The organism is Sphingosinicella ginsenosidimutans (assembly GCF_007995055.1).
GTDB lineage: Bacteria > Pseudomonadota > Alphaproteobacteria > Sphingomonadales > Sphingomonadaceae > Allosphingosinicella > Allosphingosinicella ginsenosidimutans.
In genome coordinates this window covers 868,562-894,298 of record NZ_VOQQ01000001.1, presented here as the reverse complement: position 1 = coordinate 894,298, position 25,737 = coordinate 868,562, and the positions used below count along the sequence as shown (strand labels likewise).

Annotated in this window: 23 protein-coding genes; 10 read left to right on the top strand and 13 right to left on the bottom strand. The window is 69.0% G+C overall.

Going from position 1 to position 25,737, the window contains the following annotated elements; genetic code table 11:
- Positions 1-79: 79 nt before the first annotated feature.
- The 5 genes from FRZ32_RS04350 to metC all read left to right on the top strand — a co-directional run bounded on the left by FRZ32_RS04350 (position 80) and on the right by metC (position 5,758).
- Positions 80-1,126: an AI-2E family transporter gene (locus FRZ32_RS04350; RefSeq protein WP_147042362.1), complete on the top strand. Its 1,047-nt coding sequence runs from the start codon at positions 80-82 to the stop codon at positions 1,124-1,126.
- Positions 1,126-1,905 (top strand): SDR family oxidoreductase, encoded by a 780-nt coding sequence (locus FRZ32_RS04345; RefSeq protein WP_147042361.1) that lies wholly within the window; start codon positions 1,126-1,128, stop codon positions 1,903-1,905. Before FRZ32_RS04350 ends, FRZ32_RS04345 begins: the two co-directional genes overlap by 1 nt.
- Before the next feature lie 81 nt (positions 1,906-1,986).
- Entirely contained in the window at positions 1,987-3,720 is a 1,734-nt protein-coding gene (locus FRZ32_RS04340) for a cytochrome c biogenesis protein DipZ (protein WP_147042360.1), read from the top strand.
- A gap of 20 nt (positions 3,721-3,740) precedes the next feature.
- Positions 3,741-4,583 carry a 3-mercaptopyruvate sulfurtransferase gene (sseA, locus tag FRZ32_RS04335; RefSeq protein ID WP_147042359.1) on the top strand — a complete coding sequence of 281 codons (843 nt, stop codon included), beginning with the start codon at positions 3,741-3,743 and terminating at the stop codon, positions 4,581-4,583.
- Positions 4,580-5,758, top strand: coding sequence for a cystathionine beta-lyase (metC, locus tag FRZ32_RS04330; protein ID WP_147042358.1), 1,179 nt, complete (start codon positions 4,580-4,582; stop codon positions 5,756-5,758). The genes sseA and metC overlap by 4 nt, the downstream gene beginning before the upstream one ends.
- Here metC and FRZ32_RS04325 read toward each other — a convergent pair.
- Positions 5,755-6,099 (bottom strand): hypothetical protein, encoded by a 345-nt coding sequence (locus FRZ32_RS04325; protein WP_147042357.1) that lies wholly within the window; start codon positions 6,097-6,099, stop codon positions 5,755-5,757. The genes metC and FRZ32_RS04325 overlap by 4 nt on opposite strands.
- Before the next feature lie 81 nt (positions 6,100-6,180).
- On the opposite strand from FRZ32_RS04325, the gene FRZ32_RS04320 reads away from it, so the two are divergent.
- Positions 6,181-6,897, top strand: coding sequence for a TorF family putative porin (locus FRZ32_RS04320; protein ID WP_147042356.1), 717 nt, complete (start codon positions 6,181-6,183; stop codon positions 6,895-6,897).
- Positions 6,898-6,912: 15 nt separating this feature from the next.
- On the opposite strand, the gene FRZ32_RS04315 is transcribed toward FRZ32_RS04320, so the two are convergent.
- Genes FRZ32_RS04315 through FRZ32_RS04290 form a run of 6 tightly spaced genes read right to left on the bottom strand, consistent with a single transcriptional unit; the run spans position 6,913 to position 13,168 of the window.
- Complete coding sequence (locus tag FRZ32_RS04315; RefSeq protein ID WP_147042355.1) at positions 6,913-7,335, bottom strand: DUF3035 domain-containing protein; 423 nt, start codon at positions 7,333-7,335, stop codon at positions 6,913-6,915.
- A gap of 3 nt (positions 7,336-7,338) precedes the next feature.
- Positions 7,339-7,905: a signal peptidase II gene (lspA, locus tag FRZ32_RS04310; RefSeq protein ID WP_147042354.1), complete on the bottom strand. Its 567-nt coding sequence runs from the start codon at positions 7,903-7,905 to the stop codon at positions 7,339-7,341.
- Positions 7,898-10,894 (bottom strand): isoleucine--tRNA ligase, encoded by a 2,997-nt coding sequence (gene ileS, locus FRZ32_RS04305; protein WP_147042353.1) that lies wholly within the window; start codon positions 10,892-10,894, stop codon positions 7,898-7,900. Before ileS ends, lspA begins: the two co-directional genes overlap by 8 nt.
- Before the next feature lie 12 nt (positions 10,895-10,906).
- The gene (locus tag FRZ32_RS04300; protein WP_147042351.1) at positions 10,907-11,848 is read right to left on the bottom strand and encodes a bifunctional riboflavin kinase/FAD synthetase; all 942 of its coding nucleotides are present in this window, start codon (positions 11,846-11,848) and stop codon (positions 10,907-10,909) included.
- Between the two features lie 28 nt (positions 11,849-11,876).
- A complete protein-coding gene (locus FRZ32_RS04295; RefSeq protein ID WP_147042349.1) occupies positions 11,877-12,377 on the bottom strand; it encodes a dihydrofolate reductase in 501 nt (166 codons plus the stop codon).
- On the bottom strand, positions 12,374-13,168 hold the full coding sequence (locus tag FRZ32_RS04290; RefSeq protein WP_147042348.1) for a thymidylate synthase: 795 nt from the start codon (positions 13,166-13,168) through the stop codon (positions 12,374-12,376). The genes FRZ32_RS04295 and FRZ32_RS04290 overlap by 4 nt, the downstream gene beginning before the upstream one ends.
- A 103-nt stretch (positions 13,169-13,271) precedes the next feature.
- Here FRZ32_RS04290 and FRZ32_RS04285 point away from each other — a divergent pair, with 103 nt between their 5' ends.
- Entirely contained in the window at positions 13,272-13,646 is a 375-nt protein-coding gene (locus tag FRZ32_RS04285) for a JAB domain-containing protein (RefSeq protein ID WP_158635828.1), read from the top strand.
- Here FRZ32_RS04285 and FRZ32_RS04280 read toward each other — a convergent pair.
- From FRZ32_RS04280 to FRZ32_RS04265, 4 genes are read right to left on the bottom strand one after another with little or no spacing between them, the layout of a single operon-like run.
- Positions 13,643-14,335 carry a class I SAM-dependent methyltransferase gene (locus FRZ32_RS04280; protein ID WP_147042345.1) on the bottom strand — a complete coding sequence of 231 codons (693 nt, stop codon included), beginning with the start codon at positions 14,333-14,335 and terminating at the stop codon, positions 13,643-13,645. The two genes, FRZ32_RS04285 and FRZ32_RS04280, sit on opposite strands and share 4 nt — an antisense overlap.
- Entirely contained in the window at positions 14,325-15,452 is a 1,128-nt protein-coding gene (gene prfB / locus FRZ32_RS04275) for a peptide chain release factor 2 (protein ID WP_147042343.1), read from the bottom strand. The genes FRZ32_RS04280 and prfB overlap by 11 nt, the downstream gene beginning before the upstream one ends.
- A gap of 36 nt (positions 15,453-15,488) precedes the next feature.
- On the bottom strand, positions 15,489-18,002 hold the full coding sequence (locus FRZ32_RS04270) for a penicillin-binding protein 1A (protein WP_147042342.1): 2,514 nt from the start codon (positions 18,000-18,002) through the stop codon (positions 15,489-15,491).
- A 50-nt stretch (positions 18,003-18,052) separates the two neighbouring features.
- The gene (locus FRZ32_RS04265; RefSeq protein ID WP_243445185.1) at positions 18,053-18,904 is read right to left on the bottom strand and encodes an N-acetylmuramoyl-L-alanine amidase family protein; all 852 of its coding nucleotides are present in this window, start codon (positions 18,902-18,904) and stop codon (positions 18,053-18,055) included.
- 406 nt (positions 18,905-19,310) lie between these two features.
- Here FRZ32_RS04265 and FRZ32_RS04260 point away from each other — a divergent pair, with 406 nt between their 5' ends.
- The 3 genes from FRZ32_RS04260 to FRZ32_RS04250 all read left to right on the top strand — a co-directional run bounded on the left by FRZ32_RS04260 (position 19,311) and on the right by FRZ32_RS04250 (position 23,964).
- Complete coding sequence (locus FRZ32_RS04260; protein WP_192901873.1) at positions 19,311-21,794, top strand: Rne/Rng family ribonuclease; 2,484 nt, start codon at positions 19,311-19,313, stop codon at positions 21,792-21,794.
- Between the two features lie 80 nt (positions 21,795-21,874).
- Positions 21,875-23,263, top strand: a complete 1,389-nt coding sequence (locus FRZ32_RS04255) for a M48 family metalloprotease (RefSeq protein WP_147042340.1) — start codon at positions 21,875-21,877, stop codon at positions 23,261-23,263.
- Positions 23,263-23,964, top strand: a complete 702-nt coding sequence (locus tag FRZ32_RS04250; protein WP_147042338.1) for a DsbA family protein — start codon at positions 23,263-23,265, stop codon at positions 23,962-23,964. The genes FRZ32_RS04255 and FRZ32_RS04250 overlap by 1 nt, the downstream gene beginning before the upstream one ends.
- Positions 23,965-23,988: 24 nt before the next feature.
- On the opposite strand, the gene FRZ32_RS04245 is transcribed toward FRZ32_RS04250, so the two are convergent.
- Both FRZ32_RS04245 and FRZ32_RS04240 read right to left on the bottom strand, forming a co-directional pair.
- The gene (locus tag FRZ32_RS04245; RefSeq protein WP_147042336.1) at positions 23,989-24,663 is read right to left on the bottom strand and encodes an RlmE family RNA methyltransferase; all 675 of its coding nucleotides are present in this window, start codon (positions 24,661-24,663) and stop codon (positions 23,989-23,991) included.
- On the bottom strand, positions 24,660-25,730 hold the full coding sequence (locus FRZ32_RS04240) for a Ppx/GppA phosphatase family protein (protein ID WP_147042335.1): 1,071 nt from the start codon (positions 25,728-25,730) through the stop codon (positions 24,660-24,662). Before FRZ32_RS04240 ends, FRZ32_RS04245 begins: the two co-directional genes overlap by 4 nt.
- Positions 25,731-25,737: the final 7 nt, after the last annotated feature.

Sequence of the window (25,737 nt, the reverse complement as noted above, 5' to 3'; positions counted from 1 at the left end):
TCTTAACGAGCGGCCGGCGTGGGAACAATCCGCGCATGGGGGATGGGCGAAGGCGGTGCGCTTGCGCTAAGCGTCGCGCATGGCCCGATCGCCCGTCCCGCCGGCTCGGCCGAGCCCGATCGCGACCGCGACCGCCGTTATCCTTGTGGGCGGCGTCGCGGTCGCGCTGCTATGGTTCTTCTACCAGGCGATCGCGGCGATCCTGCTCCTGTTCTTCGCGATGGTGGTGGCGATCGCGCTGTCGGCGCCGGTCGGCTGGTTCATGCGCCGTGGCCTGTCCCGGCGCTGGGCCGGAGCGCTGACCCTGCTCCTGTTCTTCGCGACGATCCTGCTGCTCGCCGCGCTGGTGATCCCGCGCCTCATCACGCAGATCATCGCCCTTACCAATTCGGTCCCGCAGTTCGTCGGGCGCATCCAGGAACAGGGACAGGCGCTCGTCACGCGCTATCCCGATCTGGCGCCCTACGTGAACGCGCGCGGGGCCTTTTCCGGCGCGGCGCCGAGCGCGGTGGATCTGTTCCGTGGGCTCGGCGGCGTGTCGCTGTCGCTGCTCGGCTTCCTCGCCTTGCTCATCATCTTCTTCAGCATCGTCGCCTATATCCTGCTCGATCCGCGCCCGATCGTCCGCGCCTATCGGGCCAGCCTTCCCGTCGCCTATCGCGGCGCCGGGATGCGCGCCCTGCGCCGCTCCGCCCATGCCGTGATCGGCTGGAGCAAGGCGAGCCTCGCGGTCGGCGCGATCCAGGCGGTGGCGGTGATGATCTTCCTCACGATCATGGACGTGCCCGGTGCGCTCGTCTGGGCGGCGCTCGCCTTCTTCGCGGATTTCATCCCCCGCATCGGCGGCTACATCATGGCCTTTCCGCCGGTCCTGCTCGCGATCGCGATCAGCCCGATGACGGCCATATGGGTGATCCTGTTCTACATCGTCAGCGGCGAGATACTGGGGAGCGTCGTCGCGCCCAAGATTCGCGGCACGACGATGCAGCTCCATCCGGTGCTCATCATCTTCTTCACGCTCGCCTTCGCGCTCGCCTTCGGGCTGCTCGGCGCGATCGTCGCGACGCCCGCCGCCGCCTTCTTTTCCGCTTATTACAGCGAATTCTACCTGAAGAGGCCTGCCTGATGGATCTCGGACTCGCCGGCAAGAACGCGATCGTCTGCGCCTCGAGCAAGGGGCTTGGCCGCGCCTGCGCCCTCGAGCTCGCCAGGGCCGGCTGCCGGGTCGTCGTCAACGGCCGCGACGCGGATCGCCTGGAGGAGACCCGTGCCGAGATCGCCGCGCAAACCGGGGCAGAGGTGATCGCGGTCGCCGCCGACATTTCGACCGAAGAGGGCCGCGCCGCGCTGATCGGCGCGCTTCCCCGGGTCGACATCCTCGTCAACAACAATGGCGGCCCGCCACCGCGCGACTTCCGCCAGATTGACGAGGCCGCGATGATCGCTGGCGTGGAGGCGAACATGATCGCGCCGATCCGCCTCACCCAGGCGGTGATCGACGGGATGATCGACAGGCGGTTCGGCCGCATCGTCAACATCACGTCGGGTTCGGTGAAGATGCCGCTCGCCGGCCTCGACCTGTCGAGCGGCGCCCGGGCCGGGCTTACCGCCTTCGTCGCCGGTGTCGCTCGATCGGTCGCGCACGCCAATGTCACGATCAACAGCCTGCTGCCGGGCTCGTTCGACACCGACCGGATCGCCTCGATGGTCGCCGGCCAGGCAAGGAAGAGCGGCCGCGATCCCGCCGAGGTTCTGCGTGAGCGCGAGGCCGGCATTCCGGCGAAACGGCTCGGCGATCCGGCCGAGTTCGGCGCCGCCTGCGCCTTCCTCTGTTCTGTGCAGGCTGGCTACATCACCGGGCAGAGCCTGTTGATCGACGGCGGCGCCTTTCCAGGCGTGCTTTGAGCCGGCGGACGTAACGATTCGCGCACGCCGCGCGAACAGGAGGTACGCGGCGGGCCAGCCCGCGACGAAAGGCACCCAAAGATGCTCCTCTTCCTCCTCGCCTATCTCGGCGGCGTCCTCACCATCCTCAGCCCCTGCATCTTGCCGGTGCTGCCCTTCGTGTTCGCGCGCGCCAACCGCTCGTTTCTGCGCTCGGGCCTGCCGCTCCTCGCCGGCATGGCGGCGACCTTCGCACTGGTCGCGACGCTTGCGGCGGTCGGCGGCGGCTGGGCGGTGCAGGCGAACCAGGCGGGGCGTTGGGTCGCGCTCATCCTGCTCGCCTTTTTCGGGCTGACCCTGCTCTTCCCGCACCTTGCCGACCGGGCGATGCAGCCGCTGGTCCGCCTGGGCTCGCGTCTCTCCAATTCGGCGGAGGAGAAGGGGCGCGAACGGATCGGCTCCTCGCTGCTGCTTGGCGTCGCCACCGGGCTGCTCTGGGCGCCCTGCGCCGGCCCGATCCTCGGCCTCATCCTGACCGGCGCCGCGCTCCAGGGCGCAAGCGCGGGCACCACCGTTCTCCTGCTCGCCTATGCGCTTGGCGCGGCGACGTCGCTCGCGCTCGCCCTGCTGATCGGCGGCAAGGTCTTCACGATGATGAAGCGCTCGCTCGGCGCCGGCGAATGGGTCCGCCGCGGCCTCGGGCTGCTCGTCCTCATCGGCGTCGGCGCGATCGCGCTCGGCGTCGACACCAATTATCTCTCGCGCCTCTCCTCGACCCAGACCGACCGGATCGAAAGCGGCCTCGCCGCGCGCCTCGGCATGGACATGCCGCGTGGCGACACCGCGCTTCGGCAGGGGGCGGACGGACGCCTGGTTCTCCCGGTCGAAGGCGAGCTGCCCTCCCTCGACGGCATCGTCCAGTGGTTCAACACGCCGCCGCTCACCCGCGAGGGGCTTCGCGGCAAGGTCGTGGTGATCGATTTCTGGACCTACAGCTGCATCAACTGCCTGCGCTCGCTCCCCTATGTGAAGGCCTGGGCGGAGCGCTACGGGCCGGACGGGCTGGTCGTCATCGGCGTCCATGCCCCCGAATTCGCGTTCGAGCGCGATCCCGCCAACGTGCAGCGCGCGATCCAGCAGCTCGGCATCCCCTATCCGGTCGCGCTCGACAATGATTACGCCGTGTGGCGCGCCTTCGACAATCACTACTGGCCGGCGCATTACTTCGTCGATGCCGAGGGGCGCGTGCGCTACCATCATTTCGGCGAAGGCGATTACGCACAGTCCGAGCGGGTGATCCGCGCTCTCCTGACCGAGGCCGGCCATCCGCCGCGGGGCGACATGGTCCAGGTGGACGGGAGCGGCACCGGCGCGCAGGCGAACGGGGCCGAGCTGCGCTCCCCGGAAACCTATATCGGCTATGCCCGCGCGCAGAATTTCACCTCGCCCGGCGGGCAGAAGCAGGACGTCGCGAGCACCTATGCGACACCGGCGTCGCTGCAGCTCAACCAATGGGCGCTCGCCGGCCAGTGGACGGTGCGCCCGCAACAGGCGGACGGTGCGGCCGGATCGCGGATCGCTTTCCGGTTCCACGCCCGCGATCTCCACCTCGTGCTCGGCAGCGCGAGCGGGCGGCCGGTGCGGTTCCGGATCACGATCGACGGCCATGCCCCGGGCGCGTCCGCCGGTATGGACGTGGATGCGGCCGGCAACGGCACGGTGACCGGCCAGCGGCTCTACCAGCTCGTCCGCCAGTCGGGGGCGATCGAGGACCGCACGTTCGAGATCAGCTTCCTCGATCCCGGCATCCAGGCCTTCTCCTTCACCTTCGGCTGAGGTGCCGCTAACAGGCGGAGATGGACTCGCTCGTTTCCACCGACTGGCTCGCCACTCATCTCGGCGCGGCGGACCTCAGCGTGATCGACGCGAGCTGGTTCCTCCCCGCTTTGGGCCGCGATGCGCGCGCGGAATATGAAGCCGCGCATATCCCCGGCGCCGTGTTTTTCGACCTCGATGACGTTTCGGACCCCGAAGATCCGCTGCCGCACATGATGCCGGATGCGGCGCGCTTCGCCAGCCGGATGCGGGCGATCGGGCTTGGCGATCACGAGCGCCTCGTCGTCTACGACAACAGCCCGCATCACAGCGCGGCGCGCGCCTGGTGGATGCTCCGCGCCTTCGGCGCGCACGATGTCGCGATCCTCGACGGTGGCTTCCAGAAATGGCGCGCCGAGGGGCGCCCGGTTGAAAGCGGCGTGCCTGCGGCCCGGCCCGGACATTTCACGCCGCAGCTCGATGCCGACCGGATCGTCGACAAGGCCGCGCTGCTGGCACTGGTCGGCGCTGGGAGCCACGAAATCGTCGACGCGCGCGGCGCGTCCCGCTTCGCCGGCGCCGAGCCGGAGCCGCGCAAGGGCCTCGCCGCCGGCCACATTCCCGGCGCGCGCAACCTGCCGCAGGATCGGCTGTTCAACGCCGACAACAGCTTCAGGCGGGGCGATGATCTGCGTGCCGCCTTCGCCGACGCCGGGATCGATCTTGAAAGGCCGATGATCACGACCTGCGGATCGGGCGTCACCGCCGCGGTCGTCCTGTTCGCCGCGCACCTGCTCGGCAAGGATGACGTCCGGCTCTACGACGGCAGCTGGAGCGAGTGGGGCGCCGATCCGGCGACGCCCAAGGCAACGGGGGAAGCATGAGCGAACACAGGTCCGAAACGCGGCTCGTCGAGGCCGGCCGCCGCCGCGAATGGACCCATGTGGACGCGGCGAAGGGCGGCATCGTGAGCCCCGGTGTGTGGCGCGCCTCGACCGTCCTGTTCGACGACGTCGCGACGATGCACGCATCCTGGCCGCCCGAGACGGGCAAGTTCCAATATGGCCGCAGCGGGACGCCGACCCATTGGGCGCTGAGCGAGGCGCTGACCAGCCTCGAGCCGGGCGCGCAAACGACCAGGCTGTTCCCGTCGGGCGCAGCGGCCTGCGCGGCGGCGCTGCTCTCGGTCCTTGCGGCCGGCGACGAGGTCCTGATGGTCGATTCGGTCTATGGGCCGACGCGCGCCTTCTGCGACGGGATGCTGCGTCGCCTGGGAGTCGCAACCCGCTATTACGATCCGCTGATCGGCCCCGGCATCGCCGATCTCATCGGCGACAAGACCAAGGCGATCTTCCTCGAAAGCCCCTGCTCGCTGACCTTCGAGGTGCAGGACGTGCCGGCGATCTGCGCGGTCGCGAAGGCGCGCGGGATCGTCACCATGATCGACAATACCTGGGCGACGCCGCTCCTCTTCCCGGCGATTGCGGCCGGATGCGACATGTCGATCCTCGCCTGCACCAAATATATCGGCGGCCATGCCGACGTGATGCTGGGATCGGTGACGGCGACCGCGGCGCTTGCGAAGAAGCTCGATCTGGCGACGCGGGCGCTCGGGCAAACGGCGGGGCCGGACGATTGCTGGCTCGCACTGCGGGGCCTGAGGACGCTCGACGTTCGGCTTCGGCGGCACGAGGAGAATGGACTGAGGGTGGCGCGCTGGCTCAAGGATCAGCCGCAGGTCGCGCGCGTCCTCCACCCCGCTCTGCCCGATTGCCCGGGCCACGAATATTGGTCGCGCGACTTCAAGGGCGCGAGCGGCCTGTTCGCCTTCGTGCTGGACGGTGGCGACGCGGCGGCGGCCGCGCGGCTGATCGATTCGCTGGAGCTGTTCGGCATCGGCTATAGCTGGGGCGGCTTCGAAAGCCTCGCCGTTCCCGCCGAGCCGACCCGCACTGCGACGCACCAGGACTGGGAAGGGCCGATCGTGCGGCTGCACATCGGGCTCGAGCATCCGGAAGATCTCATCGCCGATCTGGCGGCCGGCCTGGCGCGACTTTAGTCGAGGATTTTCGCGAGGCCGTCCAGCGCCCGGGCGACCTGGCCGGCGAGCCGTGCCGCCGCAGCCGGAGGCGGCACCTCTCCGCTCGCGAGCAGCGCCTCGACGCCGGCGGCGGCCCAGATCGCCGCCTCCGCGGCGCGCGTGTCGAACCGCCGCTGGACGATGGGAAGGGCGCGTTCATAAGCGGCGCTGACCCGGGCCGCTTCGTCGAGTGCCGAATCGTGCGCGCCGCCGCCATTGCCGGCAAAGCCGTCGACGAGCCGGAGCAGCTCGCGAAGCTGCGCGACCTGGCGGCCGGGATCGGCCGGCGAAGGCGGAGGCGGTGGCGCCTGGTGCGTCATGGCGCGCGAAGCTAGCGGCCCGGCGCTAAGGAAGGCCTAACGCCGGTTGCGCGCGCCGCCGGGCTGGGGCAGGCCGTGGCGATGCGCCGCTTGCTTCCACCGCTCCTCGTCCTCCTCGCCGCCGCACCGCTGCACGCGCAGCAGGCGAGCGCGCCGCTCCAGGATTTCGACCTGTCGGGCGGCATCGTCGCGATGTCCGATTACCGTTTTCGGGGTGTTTCCCGCTCCGACGAAGACCCCGCGCTCCAGGGCAATCTGACGCTAAGCCATACCAGCGGTCTTTACACCGGCGTCACCGCGACGACGCTGAGGACCGGCGGCGGGCCGGATTTCGGCGACGGCGAGTTCGATCTCTATGCCGGCTGGCGCGGCGCGCTCGGGCGCGGCTTCGATCTTGACGCCGGCCTCACTTATTATGCCTTCGCGGGGGCGGCGGGGCATGCCGATCTCGCGGAGCCCTATGCCTCGATCGGCTATCTGATCGGCCCCGCCCAGTTCGCCGCCGGCGCCCGCTACGCGCCGTCGCAGCGGGGCACGGGCGACGAGGACCGGCTCTATCTCTTCGGTCAGGCGAGCGTCGATCTGCCGGGCCGCCCGATCGCCTTCACGGCCGAGGCGGGACGGCAGGATTGGGGCCGGTTCGGAAGCTATTGGAACTGGTCGCTGGGCGCACGCTATCGGATCGCGATCGCCCGGCGCACCGCGGCCGAAATCGGCCTTCGCTATGTCGACACGGACCTGCCCTCGACACGAGGGCAGGATGCGGGCCTGCTGCTGTCGGCGGCGTTGAGGTTCTGACGCCGGGCGGGGTCGCTATTGCGCCGACGGCTGCGGCGTCGTCACCGATGCCTCGCGGCCGTCGCCCTCGGGCAGCTGCATGATCGTCTGCACAAGCGTGCCGCGGTTGACGACCGTCGTCTGCGAGTCGCCGGCCACCGAACGTGCGCCGAGCACGGCCTGATCGCCGCCAGCGACCTGGAGCATGTTGCGTTCGACCTCGGCGCGCGGCGCGGGGCCGCCGAACAGTGCCTGCAGCGCCTGGGCATGTGGATCGGAGCCGGCGTCAGGCTGGCCCGGGCGCGGCGGGGCCAGCGCGAAATCGGGCGGCACGACCAGGGGCGCGTTGCGCGCGACGGCGAATTCGTCCGGGCGCTGGCGATGGAACGGCCCGCCCCCGGCGCATCCGGCCAGAACCAGTGCGGCCGATCCGGCCAGGACGATATGGGTCAAACGCATCGATCAGGATTCCTTCTTCGCGCCCTTGCCATCGCGCATGAGCAACGCGCGCACAAGCAAAAGCAGCACGCCGATGGTAATCGCGGCATCGCCGACATTGAAGACCAAAAACGGCCGCCACGTGCCGAAATGCAGATCGGCGAAATCGACGACATGGCCGAAGCGCACCCGATCGAGGATGTTGCCGAGCGCGCCGCCGAGCACCAGCGCCAGCGCCGCCGAATCGTCCCGCCGCTTCTCGCGCCACAGCCAGACGGAGACGAAGACCGCGATCGCCGCCGTCATCGCCACCAGCAGCCAGCGGCCCATCGGCCCATCGGCGGAAAGCAGGCCGAGCGACACGCCGTTATTCTCCACCCAGTGCAGGTTGAAGAAACTGGTGATGCGGATGTTCTGCCCCGGCTGGTTCTCGAGCCCGAGCGGATAGGTCACCACCCATTTCGTCGCCTGATCGAGCGCGAAGACGAGCAGGGCGATCACCATGGCGACCGCGCGGTTGCGCTTCAGGCGCCAGTCGGCCGGCGCGGTGGCGCGCGGCGCTTCGGCGTTCGCGACCTCGGCCTCAGCCATTCACCACCTCGTCACAGCGATCGCACAAATCACCGTCCTCCTCGACCTCGGGCAGGTGCCGCCAGCAGCGCCCGCATTTGTGGCGCTCCGTCGGCGTCACCGTCACGCTCTCGGTCTGCCCGTCTTCCGGCGCGACGGAAACCCGGGAAACGATGCAGATTTCCTCGAACGGGACGCTGGCCACCAGCGCGCGATCCGCCTCGCTTGCGAGCCCGAGCGCGATCTCCGCCTCCAGGCTGGAGCCGATCTTCTTCTCGCGCCGCATCGGCTCGACCGCTTCGGTGACGAGCGCGCGAAGCGTCCTGAGACGGGCCCAGCGGGCCGCCAGCGCCTCGTCGCGCCAGCCGGCGTCGATCTCTGGCCATTCGAGCAGGTGGACCGATCCGCCCTCCGGATAGCGCGTGCCCCACACTTCCTCGCAGGTGAAGCACAGCACCGGCGTCAGCCAGCGCACCAGCGCCTCGAACGTGATGTCGAGCACGGTGCGATAGGCGCGCCGCTTCGCGCTCGACGGCGCGTCGCAATAGAGGCTGTCCTTGCGAATATCGAAGAAGAAGGCCGAAAGATCGTCGTTCGCGAAGGCCATGATCGCCCGCGTGTAGCGGTTGAAGTCATAGGCCTCGTTCGCCGCCTTCAGCTCCGCGTCCAGTGCGGCCAGCCGGTGAAGCACCCAGCGTTCCAGCTCGGGCATTTCGGACGGCGCGACCCGCTCGGCCTCGCTGAACCCGTCGAGCGCGCCGAGCAGATAGCGGAAGGTGTTCCTGAGCTTGCGATAGGCGTCGGACGTGCCCGCAAGCACCTCCTTGCCGATCCGCACGTCCTCGAAATAGTCGGTCGAGGCGACCCACAGGCGAAGGATGTCCGCGCCATTGTCGCGGATGATCGCCAGCGGATCGACGACATTGCCGACCGATTTGGACATCTTGCGGCCCTGGCTGTCGAGCGCGAAGCCGTGGGTCAGCACCGCATCATAGGGCGCGCGCCCGCGCGTGCCCGAGCTTTCGAGCAGCGACGACTGGAACCAGCCGCGATGCTGATCCGATCCCTCGACATAGAGATCGGCGCGAACGCCATCGCCGTAACGCTGCTCGATCACGAAGGCATGGGTGGAGCCGCTGTCGAACCACACGTCGAGAATGTCGTTCTGCGGCTCGTAATCGGCGAGCTTGTGGTCGGGCCCGAGCAGCGCCTGATGATCGGCGGTGAACCAGGCATCCGCGCCGCCCGCCCTGAACGCCTCGACGATCCGCGCATTGACCGCCGGATCGTTGAGATACTGGCCGGTCGCCCGGTTCACATAGAGCGCGATCGGCACGCCCCAGGCGCGCTGGCGGCTGATCACCCAGTCGGGGCGGCCTTCCACCATCGATCGGATGCGGTTGATCGACCGCTCCGGCACCCAGCGCGTCCGCTCGATCGCGTCGAGCGCGATCTCGCGCAGGGTGGGAGCGTTGCTTCCATAGCCCTCTCCCCCGGGGGGAGAGGGTTGGGTGAGGGGGCTCTGCGGGTTGAGATTTGCTTCGGAGGCTGGACGCTCGCCTGCGGCTCGCTCCCCCTCACCCCGACCCTCTCCCCGCCGGGGAGAGGGAGTATCCATCGGGATGAACCATTGCGGCGTGCAGCGGAAGATCACCTTGGCCTTGGATCGCCAGCTGTGCGGATAGCTATGCTGGAAATCGTCCGACGCCGCGAGCAATGCCCCCGCCTCGCGCAAATCCGTGCAGATCGGCCCGTCGGGCGCGTTCAGCTTCTTGTTGATGACCGACAGCGGATTGCCGCCGAGCCAGGCCCAGTCGCTCCGATAGCGCCCGTCGCCCTCGACCGCGAAGACCGGATCGATGCCGCGCGCCTTGCAGAGCAGGAAATCGTCCTCGCCATGATCCGGCGCCATATGGACGAGACCCGTGCCCGCATCGGTGGTGACGAAATCGCCGGGCAGGAAGGGGCGGGGCTTCGCGAAGAAGCCGCCGAGTTTATGCATGGGGTGGTGGGCGACGGTGCCCTCCAGCAGCCTACCCTCCCCCGACCAGTCACCGTGGTCCACCAGCACAGCACCTGGCCAAAGGCGCCTCAGGCGGTACTCGAATTCGGATTTCAGGACATTGTTATCGGCGATCAGGATTTTGCGCCCTTGGAGCGCCTTCACCGTTGGATCTTCAAAAACGTCCACGCCGGGGGCGGCGTCGACAGCTACGCCAATCTCGTAGAGGCGATATTCAACGTCCGGCCCATAGGCCAAAGCCTGATTGACCGGGATCGTCCACGGCGTCGTCGTCCAGATCACCGCATGGGCGCCGACCAGCTCCGGGATCGGGCTCTCGACGATCTCGAACGCCACGTCGATCTGGGTCGAGGTGATGTCCTCATATTCCACCTCGGCGTCGGCGAGCGCGGTCTTCTCGACCGGGGACCACATCACCGGCTTGGCGCCGCGATAGAGCTGGCCGGACTCGGCGAACTTCAGCAGCTCCGCGCAGATGATCGCCTCGGACTCATATTTCATGGTGAGATAGGGATCGTCCCACTCGCCCATGACGCCGAGCCGCTGGAACTGTTCGGACTGCACCGCGACCCATTTTTCCGCATAGGCGCGGCATTCGGCGCGGAACTGGTCGACCGGGACCTCGTCCTTGTCCTGCTTCTTCTTGCGATAGGCTTCCTCGACCTTCCATTCGATCGGCAGGCCGTGGCAATCCCAGCCCGGAACGTAGGGCGCGTCGAGGCCCATCAGCGAGCGCGAGCGCACGACGATGTCCTTCAGGATCTTGTTCATCGCGTGGCCCATGTGGATGTCGCCATTGGCGTAGGGCGGGCCATCGTGAAGGATGAAGCGCTTGCGGCCGGCGCGGGCGGCGCGGAGCTGCTGGTACAGCTTCTCCTCCGCCCAGCGCGCGAGCATGACCGGCTCCTTGCTCGCGAGGCCGGCCTTCATCGGGAAATCCGTCTTCGGCAGGAAGACGGTGTCTCTATAATCTGGTTTGTCGGACATGAAGCGCGGGACTTAAGGTTGTGGCGGCGTCGCGGCAAGCGCCGCCTTCGCCGCCTCGGCATCGCGCATGATCTGCGCCTTCAGTGCGTCGAGCCCGTCGAAGGTCGTCTCGTCGCGCAGGAAGGCGATCAGCGCGACCTCGATCGTCTGCCCGTAGAGATCGCCGTCGAAATCGAAGAACCACGGCTCGAGCAGCTCTTTGGGCGGATCAAACATCGGCCGGGTGCCGAGATTGGCGACGCCGTCCACCATGCGTCCGTCGGGCAGGCGGCCGCGCACCGCATAGACGCCGAATCGGGGGCGCAGATAATCGCCCATCGCCAGATTGGCGGTCGGAAAGCCGAGTTCGCGGCCGCGCTTGTCGCCATGCTCCACAACCCCCTCGATCGCGAAGGGCCGGGTAAGGAGACGCGCGGCGAGGGGGCAATCGCCGGCCCGCAGCGCATCGCGGATGCGGCTCGACGAGACGGCCTCGCCATCCTCCACCACCGGCGCCACCGCATCGACCGAGATGCGGTTCGCCTGGCCGAGCAGCTTCAGCACGTCGACATTGCCGCCGCGCCCCTTGCCGAAGGTGAAATCCTCGCCGGTGACGACGCCGGCGGCGCCGATCCGGCTGGCGAGATGATCGGTGACGAAATCGGGAGCGGTGACGCCCGCGAGCTCCGCGTCGAAGCGGAACACCAGCATCGCATCGGCCCCCGCCTCGGCGAAGAGGCGCTGGCGCTGGTCGAGGCTGGTGAGGCGAAAGGGCGGCAGGTCCGGCCTGAAATAATGAACCGGATGCGGATCGAAGGTCGCGACCAGCGCCGGCCGCCCCTCGGCGCGGGCGCGCGAGACGGCGCGACCGACCACCGCCTGGTGGCCCTCGTGAAAACCGTCGAAATTGCCGAGCGCGACGATGCCCCCGCGAAGCCGCTCCGGAACCGCCGAGCCCCCGTCGAGGCGCTCCATGGATCGGGCTATAGGAAAGTGCCGGTGATCAAACAACGGCGTGCGGCGCGAGTGTCACGAAGCTGAACGACGGACGACCCTCGGCCGCCGGATGATCCTCGCGTGAAATCTCGCGCCAGCGCGCGGGATCGAAGGGGGGCAGCGTCACGTCGCCGGCGATGTCGCCATGGACCTCGGTGAGCTCGATCCGGTCGGCGATCGGCAGGAACAGCTGGAAGATGTCGGCGCCCCCGATGACGGAGACGGCTGCGTCGTCCCCGGCCGCCGCGATCGCGCCGCCGACGTCGTGGACCACCTCGGCCCCCTCGGCCCGCCATCCGCGATCGCGGGTCAGGACGATGTGGCGCCGGGCGGGGAGCAATCCGGGGAGGCTTTCGAAGGTCTTGCGGCCCATGATCATCGCCGTGCCCATGGTCAGCCGTTTGAAGCGCCTCAGATCGTCAGGGAGATGCCAGGGAAGCCGGCCGTCGCGCCCGATCACGCCATTGTCCGCGCGCGCCACTACCAGCGCGATCGGCGGACGGGTCACACCGCCACCTCGGCCCTGATGTGCGGGTGCGGGTCGTAGCCGCTGATCTCGAAATCCTCGTAACGATAATCGTCGATCGCGTGCGGGCGGCGAAGGATGGTGAGCTTTGGCAGCGGCCGCGGATCGCGGGTCAGCTGCTCGCGCGCCTGATCGAGATGGTTCGAATAAAGGTGGCAATCGCCGCCGGTCCACACGAACACGCCCGGCTCGAGCCCGCATTGCTGCGCCAGCATATGGGTCAGCAGCGCGTAGCTGGCGATGTTGAACGGCACGCCCAGGAACACGTCGGCGCTGCGCTGGTAAAGCTGGAGATTGAGCCGGCCGTTCGCGACCTGGGTCTGGAACAGGCAGTGGCAGGGGGCGAGCGCCATCCTGTGCAGGTCCGCCGGGTTCCATGCGGTGACGATCTGGCGGCGTGAGGCGGGATCGCGCTTGATGAGATCGACGAGCCCGGCGATCTGGTCGATCTCGCGCCCGTCGGGCGTCTCCCAATGCCGCCATTGCTTGCCGTAGACGGGGCCGAGATCGCCGTTCGCGTCGGCCCATTCATCCCAGATGCTGACTTTTTGCTCCTGCAGCCAGCGCACATTGGTGTCGCCCCTCAGGAACCAGAGCAATTCGATGACGATCGAGCGAAGGTGGAGCTTCTTGGTCGTCACCAGGGGGAAGCCTCTGGCGAGGTCGAATCGCATCTGGTGGCCGAACACCGATCGCGTGCCGACGCCGGTGCGATCCTGTTGCGGCACGCCTTCGTCGAGGATCAGTTTCAGGAGATCGAGATAGGCCTGCATCGCCCGTTTATGACCGCTCGGACGCGGCGTTTCCAATCCAAAATGGCGCCGGAATGGAGTCGATTCGGCGCAACTCCGCTCGCGCGCATGGCATTGAATGCCCATGATCGTCGGAAGCGCGCGTGATGCCGCCACTCTCCTTGCGCACCATTTCCGCCATGTCGCCGGCGAGCGGATCGCGGTGCTCCATCTCGGGCCGGAGCGACGCGTGCTCGGCTGCGACGAGAGCGCGGTGACGCCGGGCGATTCGGCGCCGCTGCCGATCCGCGACATCCTCGCCGCCGCGCTGAAGCGTGACTCCCGAGGCCTCATCCTCGCGCACAATCATCCGGGCGGGGATCCGCGGCCGAGCGCGGCCGACGTCGCCGCCACGCGCAGTCTCGCGCGCGCCGCGGCCAGCCTCGGCATCCGTCTCCACGACCATCTGATCTTCGCCGGCGGCGATTGCCGCAGCTTTCGCGAGCTCGGGCTGCTCTAGGGTCCGCAGACCGGGATGTCCCGCGGCGCGGGCTTGGGGCCGCGCGCCTCGAACCAGGCGAAATAGGATTCGGAATCGGGCAGCCGCTCGAACCTTTTCAGGTCGTAGCCGATGGCGTTGAGCTCGCAGACCAGCAGCCGTGGCGGGGTGCCGTGGCGGTTGGTGGGCCGATCGCCGTCGACGATGACGATGCTGCCATTGGGCTTCAGGGCGTCGCGCAGGTGCCACAGGAATTCGCTCGGCCGTGCGATCTCGTGATACATGTGGATCATGAAGATGCGGTCGAACGAGACGGCGGGGAGCTGCGGATCGTTGGGCTGGCCGAGCTTGATCGCGACATTGTCGAGCCGCTCGCGCTGGACGCGCTGGGCGAGCGCGCGGATCGTCTCGGGCACGATATCCTCGGCGAGCACGCGGCCGCGCGCGCCGACCATCGGCGACAGGCGCACCGTATAATAGCCCTCGCCCGCGCCGATATCGGCGACCGACATGCCGGGCGCGACCTCGGCGAGGCGGACCACCGTCGCGAATTCGCCGACATCGTCGCGGGCGTCTTCGTTGAGGTAGCGCGACGAGACGATCGGCGCGACCGGGCGGCGCGGCTCCGGAAAGGGCGAGGCTTGCGGCTGCGCCTCGTGACAGCCGGCCAGGACGAGCGCGGCGAGAAGGACCGCCCGCTTAGTCCACATCCTCGACGTCCACCTTTTCGCCCGTCACGCGCTGCGACAGCGCGGCGGCCATGAAACGATCAAGATCCCCGTCGAGAACGTCGGACGGCGCGGTCGACGTCACGCCGGTCCGCAGGTCCTTCACCAGCTGATAGGGCTGGAGGACATAGGATCGGATCTGGTGGCCCCAGCCGATATCGGTCTTGGTCGCGTTCTGGGCATTGGCGGCGGCCTCGCGCTCGGCCAGCTCGCGCTCGTAAAGGCGGGCGCGCAGCTGGTTATAGGCCTCCGCGCGGTTCTTGTGCTGCGAACGCTGGTTCTGGCACTGGACGACGATTCCGGTCGGCAAATGGGTGATCCGCACCGCCGAATCGGTGGTGTTGATATGCTGCCCGCCCGCGCCGCTCGCGCGATAGGTGTCGATGCGCAGATCGGATTCGTTGATCTCGATGTCGATATTGTCGTCGATCACCGGATAGACCCAGACCGACGAGAAGCTGGTGTGCCGCCGCGCCGAGCTGTCATAGGGGCTGATCCGCACCAGCCGGTGAACCCCGCTCTCGGTCTTGGCATAGCCATAGGCGTTCTCGCCCTTGATCAGCAGGGTCGCCGATTTGATCCCGGCCTGCTCGCCGGCATGGTGATCGATCAGCTCCACCTTCATGCCATGGCGCTCGGCCCAGCGCGTGTACATGCGCTGGAGCATCTCGGCCCAATCCTGGCTCTCGGTGCCGCCCGCACCGGCATTGATCTCGATATAGGTGTCGTTGGCGTCGGCCTCGCCGGCGAGGAGCGCCTTCACCTTGTCGCTCTCGGCCCGCCGGGCGAGGTCGGCGAGCGCGGTGACGGCGTCGTCGACCAGCGACTCGTCGCCCTCCGCCTCGGCCATTTCCATGAGCTCGGTGGTGTCGGCGAGCTCCTTCTCGATCGCCCGGGTCGCGCCGATCGCCTCGTCGAGCCGGCGACGCTCGCGCATCACGTCCTGCGCGGCCTTGGCGTCGTCCCACAGCTTGGGGTCCTCGACGCGCGCATTGAGCTCGTCGAGCCGCTTCAGCGCGCGGTCCCAGTCGAGGAAGCGGCGCAGCAAAGCGAGGGCGGCATTGATCTGATCGATCGAGGCTTGCGCTTCGGCGCGCATCTCATGTTCCTAAAAAATGTCGGGCTCGCGGGGGCGTTAGTAAATCCCGCCCTGACTTTGCAAGAAATCGCTGTCGCGCCGGTCCGCCGCGTGCTCGGCCGATCGGGTCTGCGGCGGCGGCGCGGCGAGCTCCTCGCGGGTCGCGGTGCGCCTCGGCTCGCTCTCCGGCTTGAACGCCTCCCAGATCACGGCGGCGCGCGGGTCGCTGCCCGGCCAGACGCCGAAGGCGCGGTTGCCGGTGCGCCGGTCGATCGCGACCATGCGGATGCCCGGCGGGGCGCGGAAGGGGATCACCGGCATGCCCTGGAACGCGGTCTGCGCGAACTGGCGGAAGACCGGCGCCGCAATCGTGCCGCCCTGGGCATAGCCGCCCATCGGCCGCGGATTATCGAACCCGAGATAGATGCCGGCGACGACCTGCTGCGATCCGCCGACGAACCAGACGTTGGTCGGCCCGGTGGTGGTGCCGGTCTTGCCGAACAAGGGGCGGCCGAGATCGCGAAGCACGGTCGCTGTGCCGCGCTGGACGACGCCTTCCATGATGTGGACCATCTGATAGGCGGTCATCGGATCGATCACCTGGCGGGTGCGAAGCGGCGGGCGCGGCATCGGGCGGCCGTCCCAGTCGGGCGCGTTGCAGCGGTCGCAGGGCCGTGTGTCGGCGCGCCAGATCACGCGCCCGTGCCGGTCCTGGATATAATCGATCAGGGTCGGCGTCATCGCCCGCCCCTGATTGGCGAGCGTCGCGACCATGTTGGTCATCCGCTGGACAGTCGTCTCGCCGGCGCCGAGCGAAATCGCGAGATAGGGCGGATAATCGCCGACGCCGAGTTCATGGGCGCGGCGAACGACGAGGTTCATGCCGATCTGGTTGGCGGTGCGCACCGTCATCAGGTTGCGCGATTGCTCGACCCCCCAGCGCATGGTCTGTGGCCCGGCACCGGCGGCGCCGCCGAAATTGCGGAAGCATTTCTGGCCGGGGCTGCCCTGGTTCACGCAGAAGGGCCCGTCGACGATCAGCGTCGCCGGGGTCATGCCCGCATCGAGCGCAGCCGAATAGACGACGGGTTTGAAGGTCGATCCCGGCTGGCGCATCGCCTGGGTGGCCCGGTTGAACGCGCCGCCGCGAAGATCGAATCCGCCCTGCATGGCGAGGACGCGGCCGCTCGCCACCTCCTCGACCACCATGCCGCCCTGGACTTCGGGGATGGAGCGCAGGCCCCAGCTTCCGCCATTGTCCTGCGCGACCGCGATGATCGCCCCGGGCCGAAGCGCGCTGAACGCCGATTGCCCCGATCCACGCACCGGCATCGACGCGCCGGACGCAGGGAGCGTGCCGGTCGTCCCGTCGACGAAGCCGATCGTCGCGCTGCCGCCTTCCTTTGAGAGCACCACCGCGGCCCGCCAGGGCCCCGGGCCGAACTGGGCGACGGCGAGCTGGCTGCGCCAGTCGCGCGACAGATCGACGGTGAGGCCCGGATCGCGCCAGCCGCCGCGGCCGCGATCGTAGCGGATCAGGCCGTCGCGAAGCGCGGTCTCAGCCGCCTGCTGCATGACCGGATCGTAGGAGGAGCGGACCCAAAGCCCGCCGGCATAGACGCTGTTCGGGCCCGATTCGGCGCTGGCGCCGTAACGCTGGATCAGGTCGCGGCGAACCTCCTCCATGAAATAGCCGCCGACATTGCGGGTCGCATCGGCGGCCCCGCCGCGCACCGTCGCGAGCGGCTGGGCGACGGCCTCCTGATATTGCGCGGGGGTGATGAAACCGTTGCGCCGCATCTCGCCGAGCACCCAGTTTCGCCGCGAAAGCGCGCGATCATGGTGCGCGACCGGATCATAGTTCGTCGGCGATCGCGGCAGGCTCGCCAGCATCGCCGATTCGGCGATGGTGAGCTGGTTCACGTCCTTGTTGAAATAGGCGCGCGCCGCCGCCGCCACGCCATAGGCGTTCCGGCCGAGGAAGATCTGGTTGAGATAGAGTTCGAGGATCTGCTGCTTGGAAAGCGTCGCCTCGATCCGCCGGGCCAGGAAGGCCTCGCGGATCTTGCGGGTCACCGAATATTCGTTGCCGGTGAAGAAGATCTTGGCGACCTGCTGGGTGATCGTGGAGCCGCCATGCGCGCGCTCGCCGCTCCCGGCCTTGGAGACATAATCCCACACCGCGCCGAGCAGGCCCGGATAGTCGATGCCGCCATGGCTGAAGAAGGTGCGATCCTCGGCGGCGAGGAAGGCGTCGATCAGCTGCGGCGGGAATTCGGCATAGGCAAGCTGCACCCGCCGCTCGCGCGCGAAGCTCTGCACCGGGGTGCCGTTGACGTCGCGGACATAGGTCGGCAGCGCCGGCTCGTAATGAAGCAGCGAATCGGCCGATGGAAGGCCGCGCGCGAACAGCAGCCAGAGGATGAAATAGGCGATGAACGGAAGCGCGACGATCACCGAGAGAATCTTCACCCAGCGCTTGCGCCAGGCATTGGCGAGGGCGGATCTCACGTCCGCAAACCGCCCCGGCGCGCGGCGGAGGGTGATACGCTCGGCAACTTGATCGTTCATCGCGAAGAGCGTCTAGCCCAACCGGATCGAAGCGTGAAGCCGCCGCGGCCTCAGCCGGCCGTGCGCAGGAACCGCCGCGCGAAATGGGCCTCGATCGCGCGGCGCATGCCGGTGGCGATCTGCTGCCGGCCCTCGGCCGAATTGATGTAGGCCGCGTCGGTTGCGTTGGTGATGTAGCCGCTTTCGAACAGGATCGACGGGATGTCCGGCGCCTTCAGCACGACGAAGGCGGCGAACTTGTGCCATTCGGGGCGGAAGGGGAAGACCGGCGCGGCCTCGCGATAAAGCAGCCGCGCGAAATCGGCGGATCGGTCCATGCTCTCGCGCTGGGCGAGGTCGATGAGGACCAGGTTCACCTCGGGATTGCGGCTCATCGGCGCGCCGGCGAGCGTGTCGGAGGCGTTTTCCCGGTTCGCGAGCAGCGCCGCCTGCCGGTCCGAGGCGACCTCGGACAAGGTGTAGATCGTCGCGCCGCGCGCCGCGTCGTTGGCTGGCGCGGAATCGGCGTGGATCGAGATGAACAGGTCCGCGCCGAGCCGCCGCGCAATGGCGTAGCGGTCCTGCAGCACGAGATAGGTGTCATCGTCGCGGGTGAGGGCGGCCCGCACCCGGCCCGAGCGCGCCAGCTCGTCGCGGACCGCGCGGGCGAGTGCGAGCGTGATGTCCTTTTCCGGCACCGGCGAGGCGGGCGAGCTCGATCCAGGGTCGCGCCCGCCATGGCCGGCGTCGATCACCACCAGCGGCGGATCGACGCCGCGCGCGGCGGTGACGGCGGGGAGCCGGCCGTCGGCGGCGATATGGGCGGTCGTGATCGGAATGGTGACGGATCCGCCCGCCGCCGCGGGGCTTTGCTGCGGCCAGGGGCCGAATATTGCGATGAGCAGCGTCAGCACCCATGTCATGGCCGCGTTGTGCCGTCCCCGCCGCGCCGCGGTCCAGCAAAAATGCATGGGTGCGCGCACGATGGTTGCCGCTGCTTCACTGTGGTGCTAGCAGCCGTGTGTCGCGCAAAAACGGCCGGAAATCCGGTCGTTTCGCGCGGGATTTGGATTTTTGCCGGCCGTGCCGGCATGAGGTTTCGCTGCATGAGGCAATTTATCCCCAGGCCTGACCGTTTCCTGTCGGGAAGCGGCACGTCTGGCGGACGGCCGGCCCCGGTGGCCGGCACGCCGCTCGCAGCGGGAATGTCAGCCAAGTTTTCAACCCGGACATTCGAAGCGCGTGCGCCTGTCGCCGCGCCTGCGTCCTTATTCGAGCGCGCGCGCCGCAGCGGCGTAAGCCTTGCGGCCCGCGCGTGGAGACATCTTAATGACAATGCGTATGCTGATCGATGCGCGCCACCAGGAAGAGACCAGGGTGGCGGTGATCAAGGGAAGCCGGATCGAGGAATTTGACTTCGAATCCGCCGAGCACAAGCAGCTCAAGGGGAATATCTATCTCGCCAAGGTGACCCGCGTGGAGCCGTCGCTCCAGGCCGCCTTCGTCGATTATGGCGGGAACCGTCACGGCTTCCTCGCCTTCTCCGAAATCCATCCGGATTATTACCAGATCCCGCGCGAGGACCGCGAGGCGCTGCTGCGCGAGGAAGCGGAGCATGCCGAGGAGGAGGCGCGGCTTCGCGCCGCCGAGATGGAGCGCGAAGAGGGACATGAGGACGAGGTCGTCGAGGCCGACGAGGACTCGCCGGTCGACGCCGAGGGCGACGATGAGGAAGGCGCGCCGCCGCCGGCCGAGGAGGCGGAGAACGGTTCCGAGGAAAGCGCCGCCGAAACCCTTCGCAAGAAGCGTCAGGCGCTGCGCCGCCGCTACAAGATCCAGGACGTCATCAAGCGCCGCCAGGTGCTTCTCGTCCAGGTCGTGAAGGAAGAGCGCGGCAACAAGGGCGCGGCGCTCACCACCTATCTCAGCCTTGCCGGCCGCTATTGCGTGCTGATGCCGAACACCAGCCATGGCGGCGGCATCAGCCGCAAGATCTCCAACGGCTCGGATCGCAAGCGGCTGAAGCAGATCATGGCCGATCTCAGCCTGCCGCGCACGATGGGCCTCATCGTGCGCACGGCGGGGCTCGAGCGGACCCGGACCGAGATCAAGCGCGATTTCGATTATCTCGCCCGCCTGTGGGACGAGATTCGCGACAAGACGCTCCATTCCTCGGCGCCGGCCCTGATCTACCAGGACAGCGATCTGGTGAAGCGGGCGATCCGCGATCTCTACAATCGCGACATCGACGAGGTGATCGTCGAGGGCGAGGACGGCTATCGCGACGCGCGCACCTTCATGAAGCTGCTGATGCCGAGCCATGTGCGGCGGGTGAAGCAATATGCCGACGCGGTGCCGCTGTTCCAGCGCTATGGCGCGGAGGACCAGCTTTCGGCCATGTACCAGCCGGTCGTCCAGCTGAAGTCGGGCGGCTATATCGTCATCAACCCGACCGAGGCCTTGGTCTCGATCGACATCAACTCGGGGCGCTCGACGCGCGAGCACAATATCGAGCAGACCGCCTTTTCGACCAATATCGAGGCGGCGCACGAAATCGCCCGGCAGCTTCGCCTGCGCGACATGGCCGGGCTGGTCGTGATCGACTTCATCGACATGGAGCAGTCCAGCCATGTCCGGAAGGTCGAGAAGGCGATGAAGGAGGCGCTGAAGAACGATCGCGCCCGCATCCAGGTCGGCCGGATCAGCTCGTTCGGCCTGATGGAGATGAGCCGGCAGCGGCTGCGCACCGGCGTGCTCGAAGCCTCGACCAAGCCCTGCCCGCATTGCGAGGGCACCGGCCTGATGCGGACCGCTTCGTCGGCGGGCCTGTCGGCGCTGCGGATGCTTGAGGACGAGGCGGCGCGGGGTCGCGGCAGCCGGATCGTGCTTCGCGCCGGCCGCGAGGCGGCGATCTATCTGCTCAACCGCAAGCGCGACGAGATCATCGACGTCGAGAAGCGTTACCATGTCGCGATCGAGGTGGTGATCGACGAGGGGCTGGAAGGCGCGCGGATGAGCGTCGAGGCCTTTGGTCCGCCGCCGGCCGAGCGGCCCCGGTTCGCGGCGCCGGCGATCGTCGACGATGGCGATGACGTCGCCGAGGCCGAGGAAGAGGCCGAGGACGACGCCGAGGGCGAGGAGGACGAGGCGCAGACCGCCGAGGATCGCCCGGAGCGTGGTGGCGAAGAGCGGGGCGACGGTCGCCGCCGTCGCCGTCGCCGTGGCCGCCGCGGCGGCCGCCGTCGCGATCGCCCCGAAGGCGCGAGCGAGGATGGCGAGCCCGCCGACACGGCGAGCGCGGAGGAGCCTCAGGAGGCCGACGTGCCTGCGCCGGAGCCCGAGGCGGAGGAGGAGGCCGAACCGGCCCGCAAGGGTCGCCGGCGTCCGCGGGCGCGCAAGCGCGAGGAATCCGATGCCGCTCCGGTGAGCGCCGAGGCGTCGGAGCCGTCGCCGGAGGCTGCCCCCGAAGCGCCCGAAGCCGTTGCCGAGGCGACGCCCGAGCCGGCCGCCGCCGAGCCGGCCCCGGCGCCGAAGCGCACGCGTCGGCGCAAGGCTGCCGAGCCGGTTGCCGAAGCCGCCGCCGAACAGGCGCCCGCCGGGCCGCAGGCCGCGCCAGAGCCAGCGACGGAGGCGGCCAACGATGCCGGCCCCGCGCCGCGCCGCCGGCGAACAAGTCGCGCCAAGGCCGCGGCGGAGCCGGCTCCCGAGCCAGCGCCGGCCGCCGAAGGCGAGGCCGATACGGCGCCTGCCGCACAGGCCGAGCCGGAAGGTCCGGCCCGGCGCGGCTGGTGGCAGCGCACGTTCGGCGCCTGAGGCGTAGCCCCGTGGACGCCACGCACCGCCGCCAACGCCGCTCATCGGCCGTTCAGGCGGGCGGGCGGAAACGGGCCGGCATGGCTGGATCGATCGATTCGTCGCGGCGCGCGGGGCGTTTTCTCGCGCGGCTCGGGATGCTGATCGCGCTCAGCTTCGTGGCGATGGCGCGCCCTGCCTTCGCCCAGCAGATACTCCGCGACGCCGAGACGGAGGCGCTGTTCCGGGATATGTCGCGGCCGCTGGTGGAAGCGGCCGGCCTCAGGCCGGACAACGTCCAGGTGGTCCTGCTCCAGGATCCTTCGATCAACGCTTTCGTCGCCGGCGGACAGATCGTCTATCTGCAGACCGGCCTCATCGTCGATGCGCACAATCTCAACGAGGTGCAGGGTGTCGTCGCGCACGAGCTCGGCCATATCACCGGCGGGCACATCATCCGGACCGCCGACGGCGCGCGGCAGGCGACGGGAATCTCGATCCTGTCGCTGCTGATCGGCGCGGCCGCGGTCGCGGCGGGCGCCGGCGACGCGGGGATCGGCGCGGTCCTTGCCGGCCAGCAGGCCGCGATGGGCAGCTTCCTCGCCTTCAGCCGCACGCAGGAGGCGTCGGCGGATCAGGCGGCGGTCGCCTATCTGCGTGGCTCGGGCATCAGCGGCCAGGGCCTGCTCGCCTTCTTCGGACGGCTGCAGAACATGGAATATCGGATGAGCCTGGCGTCCGACGACGGCAGCTTCGCGAGCGATCACCCGTTGACCGGCGATCGTATCGCATTGCTCCAGCAGACGCTGCAGGCCGATCCTGCCTGGAACCACCAGACCGATCCGGCGCTCGAGGCGCGCTTCCAGCGCGTGCGCGCGAAGCTGATCGGCTACGTCCAGGATCCGCAGCGCGTCTTCACGCAATATCCGGAGAGCGATCAATCGATCCCGGCGCGCTATGCCCGCGCCTATGCCTGGCATCGCGCCGCCCATCCCGATCGCGCGCTCGCCGAGGCCGACAGCCTGCTGCGCGACCGGCCGAACGATCCTTTCTTCCTTGAGCTCAAGGGCCAGATCCTGCTTGAATCGGGCCGCCCGCGCGAGGCGGTGGCGGTGCTCCGGCAGGCCGTGACGGCAGCGCCCGATCAGCCGCTGATCGGCGCGCTCTTCGGCCACGCGCTGATCGCGACCGAGGATCCGGCCAATTTCCACGAGGCCGAACAGGTGCTCAAGCTCGCCGTGCAGCGCGACAATTCCAACCCGTTCGCCTGGTATCAGCTCGGCATCATCTACGATCGCGAGGGCGACGAGGCGCGCGCCGCGCTGGCCACGGCGGAGCGCTACAATCTCGAGAACCAGCCGCGCCTGGCGCTCGTCAATGCCGAGCGGGCGATGATGGGCATCCCCGCCAACACGCCTGATTGGCTGCGCGCGCAGGACATCGCGATGGTCTCGCGCACCGCCCAGCAGCGCCGGCGCCGGAACGACTGATGGAGCCTTCGTCCCGCCGGCCCGCCGGCACCTGGCTCACCGGCCTTGCTGCCCTGCTGCTCGGAATCGTGATCGGTGGCGGTGCGATGCTCGCGGCCAATGGCTATTTCGTGCGCTCCTACCTGCTCGCGCATCCCGAGGTCCTGCCGGAGGCGATGGACCGGCTGCGCGATCGCGAGGCGAGCGCCGCCGTCTCGGCCAACCGCGCCGCGATCGAGACCCCGTTCCGCGGCGCCTGGGCCGGTGCCGCCGACGGCGATGTCACGCTGGTCGAATTTTTCGATTACGCCTGCCCCTATTGCCGCGCGTCGAACCCCGACGTCGCCCGGCTGCTCCGCGAGGATCGCCGGCTCAGGGTCGTGTGGCGCGATTATCCGGTCCTCGGTCCGGACAGCGAGCAGGCCGCCGTCGCCAGCCTCGCCGCCGCAGGGGCGGGGCGTTATCGACAGTTCCACGATGCGCTTTATGCCGCCGGCCGGCCGAGCGCTTCGACCATCGCCGCCGCGCGCCAGGCGGCCGGGCTTCCGGAGCCGGCGCTCACCGATGAGATCCGCCGCGAGGTGCAGCGCAATTACGAGCTCGCCCGCGCGATCGGGGCCACCGGCACGCCGACCTTCGTGATCGGCAACCAGGTGCTCCAGGGCGCGGTCGGCTATGACGCGCTCAAGGCCGCCATCGCCGAGGCGCGCAGCGCGCGCTGAGGCGGCATTCGGGCGCGCGGGGGCTCAGCCCCCGCTATTCTCTCCCTTGAACCCCTGTGCGACGACATACCATTCGGACGATCCCTTGCGGCTCGCCGGCGGCTTGGCGTGCTTCACGCTGGAAAAGCGCCGCTTGAGTTCGGCCACCAGGCCTGAATCCGCGCCGCCGGCCAGGACCTTGGCGACGAACGCGCCGCCCGGCCGAAGCACCTCCCCGGCGAATTCGAGGCCTGCCTCGACCAGCGCCATCGTGCGCAGGTGATCGGTCTGGGGGTGGCCGACGGTGTTGGCGGCCATGTCCGACAGGACGAGGTCGGCCGGCCCGCCAAGCGCCTCCCGAAGGCGGTCCGGCGCGGACTCGTCGAGGAAATCGAGCTGCAGCAGCACCGCGCCGTCGATCGGATCGGTCGGCAAGAGATCGATCCCGACCACCGCCGCCTTCGGCGCCTTGAGCCGCACCACCTGCGTCCATCCGCCCGGCGCGACGCCGAGATCGACGACCCGCTCGACCCCCTTCAGGAAGCCGAACCGTTCGTCGAGCTCGATCAGCTTGTAGGCCGCGCGCGATCGATAGCCCTCGGCCTTGGCGCGCTTCACATAAGGATCGTTGAGCTGGCGTTCGAGCCAGCGGGTCGAGCTCACCCGTCGCCCCTTCGCGGTCCTGACGCGGGTGCGCGGCCCGCCGCCGGCGCGGCTCATATTGCGTGGCCGTCACGGGCCATCAGCGAGCGCAATATCCCCTCGCGGATTCCCCGATCGGCGACGCCAAGCGTCTTCGCCGGCCAGATGTCCATGATCGCCTCAAGGATCGCGCAGCCGGCGACGACCAGGTCGGCGCGCTCGTGGCCGATGCAGGGGAAGCGCGCGCGCTCCTCCTGGCTGAGCCGCGACAAAGTGGCGCTGATCTCGCGCATCGATTCGGTCGGCACCCTCAGACCGTCGATCGCCCGCCGATCGTAGCTCGGCAGCGCAAGGTGGACGCTCGCCAGCGTCGTCACCGTGCCGCTGGTGCCCATCAGGCGGATGTCGTCGCGCGCCTTGGGCAGCAGGTCGACGAACCGTGCGAAGGCGTGGCGGACCCGCTCGCGCATCCGCGAATAGGCAGCCAGCCGTTCCGCTTCGGTGGCGAATCCGCGCCCCTCGCTCTCGGTCAGCGAATAGACGCCCCAGGGCGCGCTCCACCAGCATTTGATCCGCGGCTCGCCGGCGTCGGTGTCGATGAGGACGAGTTCGGTCGATCCGCCGCCGATATCGAAGATCAGGGCCGGACCGTCGCCCGGCTCGAGCAGGCGGTGGCAGCCCAGCATCGCCAGCCGTGCCTCTTCCTCCGGCGCGATGATCTCCAGGCGGATGCCGGTCTCGCGGCGTACGCGCTCGATGAACTGGCGGCCGTTGACGGCGCGGCGGCACGCCTCGGTCGCCACCGAACGGACCAGCCCGACGCGGCGGCGCTTCAGCTTCTCGGCGCACACGCCGAGCGCCGCGACCGCGCGGTCCATCGCCCCTTCGGAGAGCTTGCCGCTCGTCGCCATACCCTCGCCGAGGCGAACCACCCTCGAAAAGGCATCGACCACGGTGAAGCCGTTGTCGCTCGGCCGCGCGACGAGCAGCCGGCAATTGTTGGTGCCGAGATCGATCGCGCCATAAGTGTATCGGGGGGGCGGACGTCGCCAGGGTCGCGCGGCGGGCAGGTCCGTTTCGGGTCGGTCGGCCTCCGCCGGGTCCGGGGCCGGCGCCTGGGGCGCCGAGGCGGCTTGCTGCGGCATTTCAGGG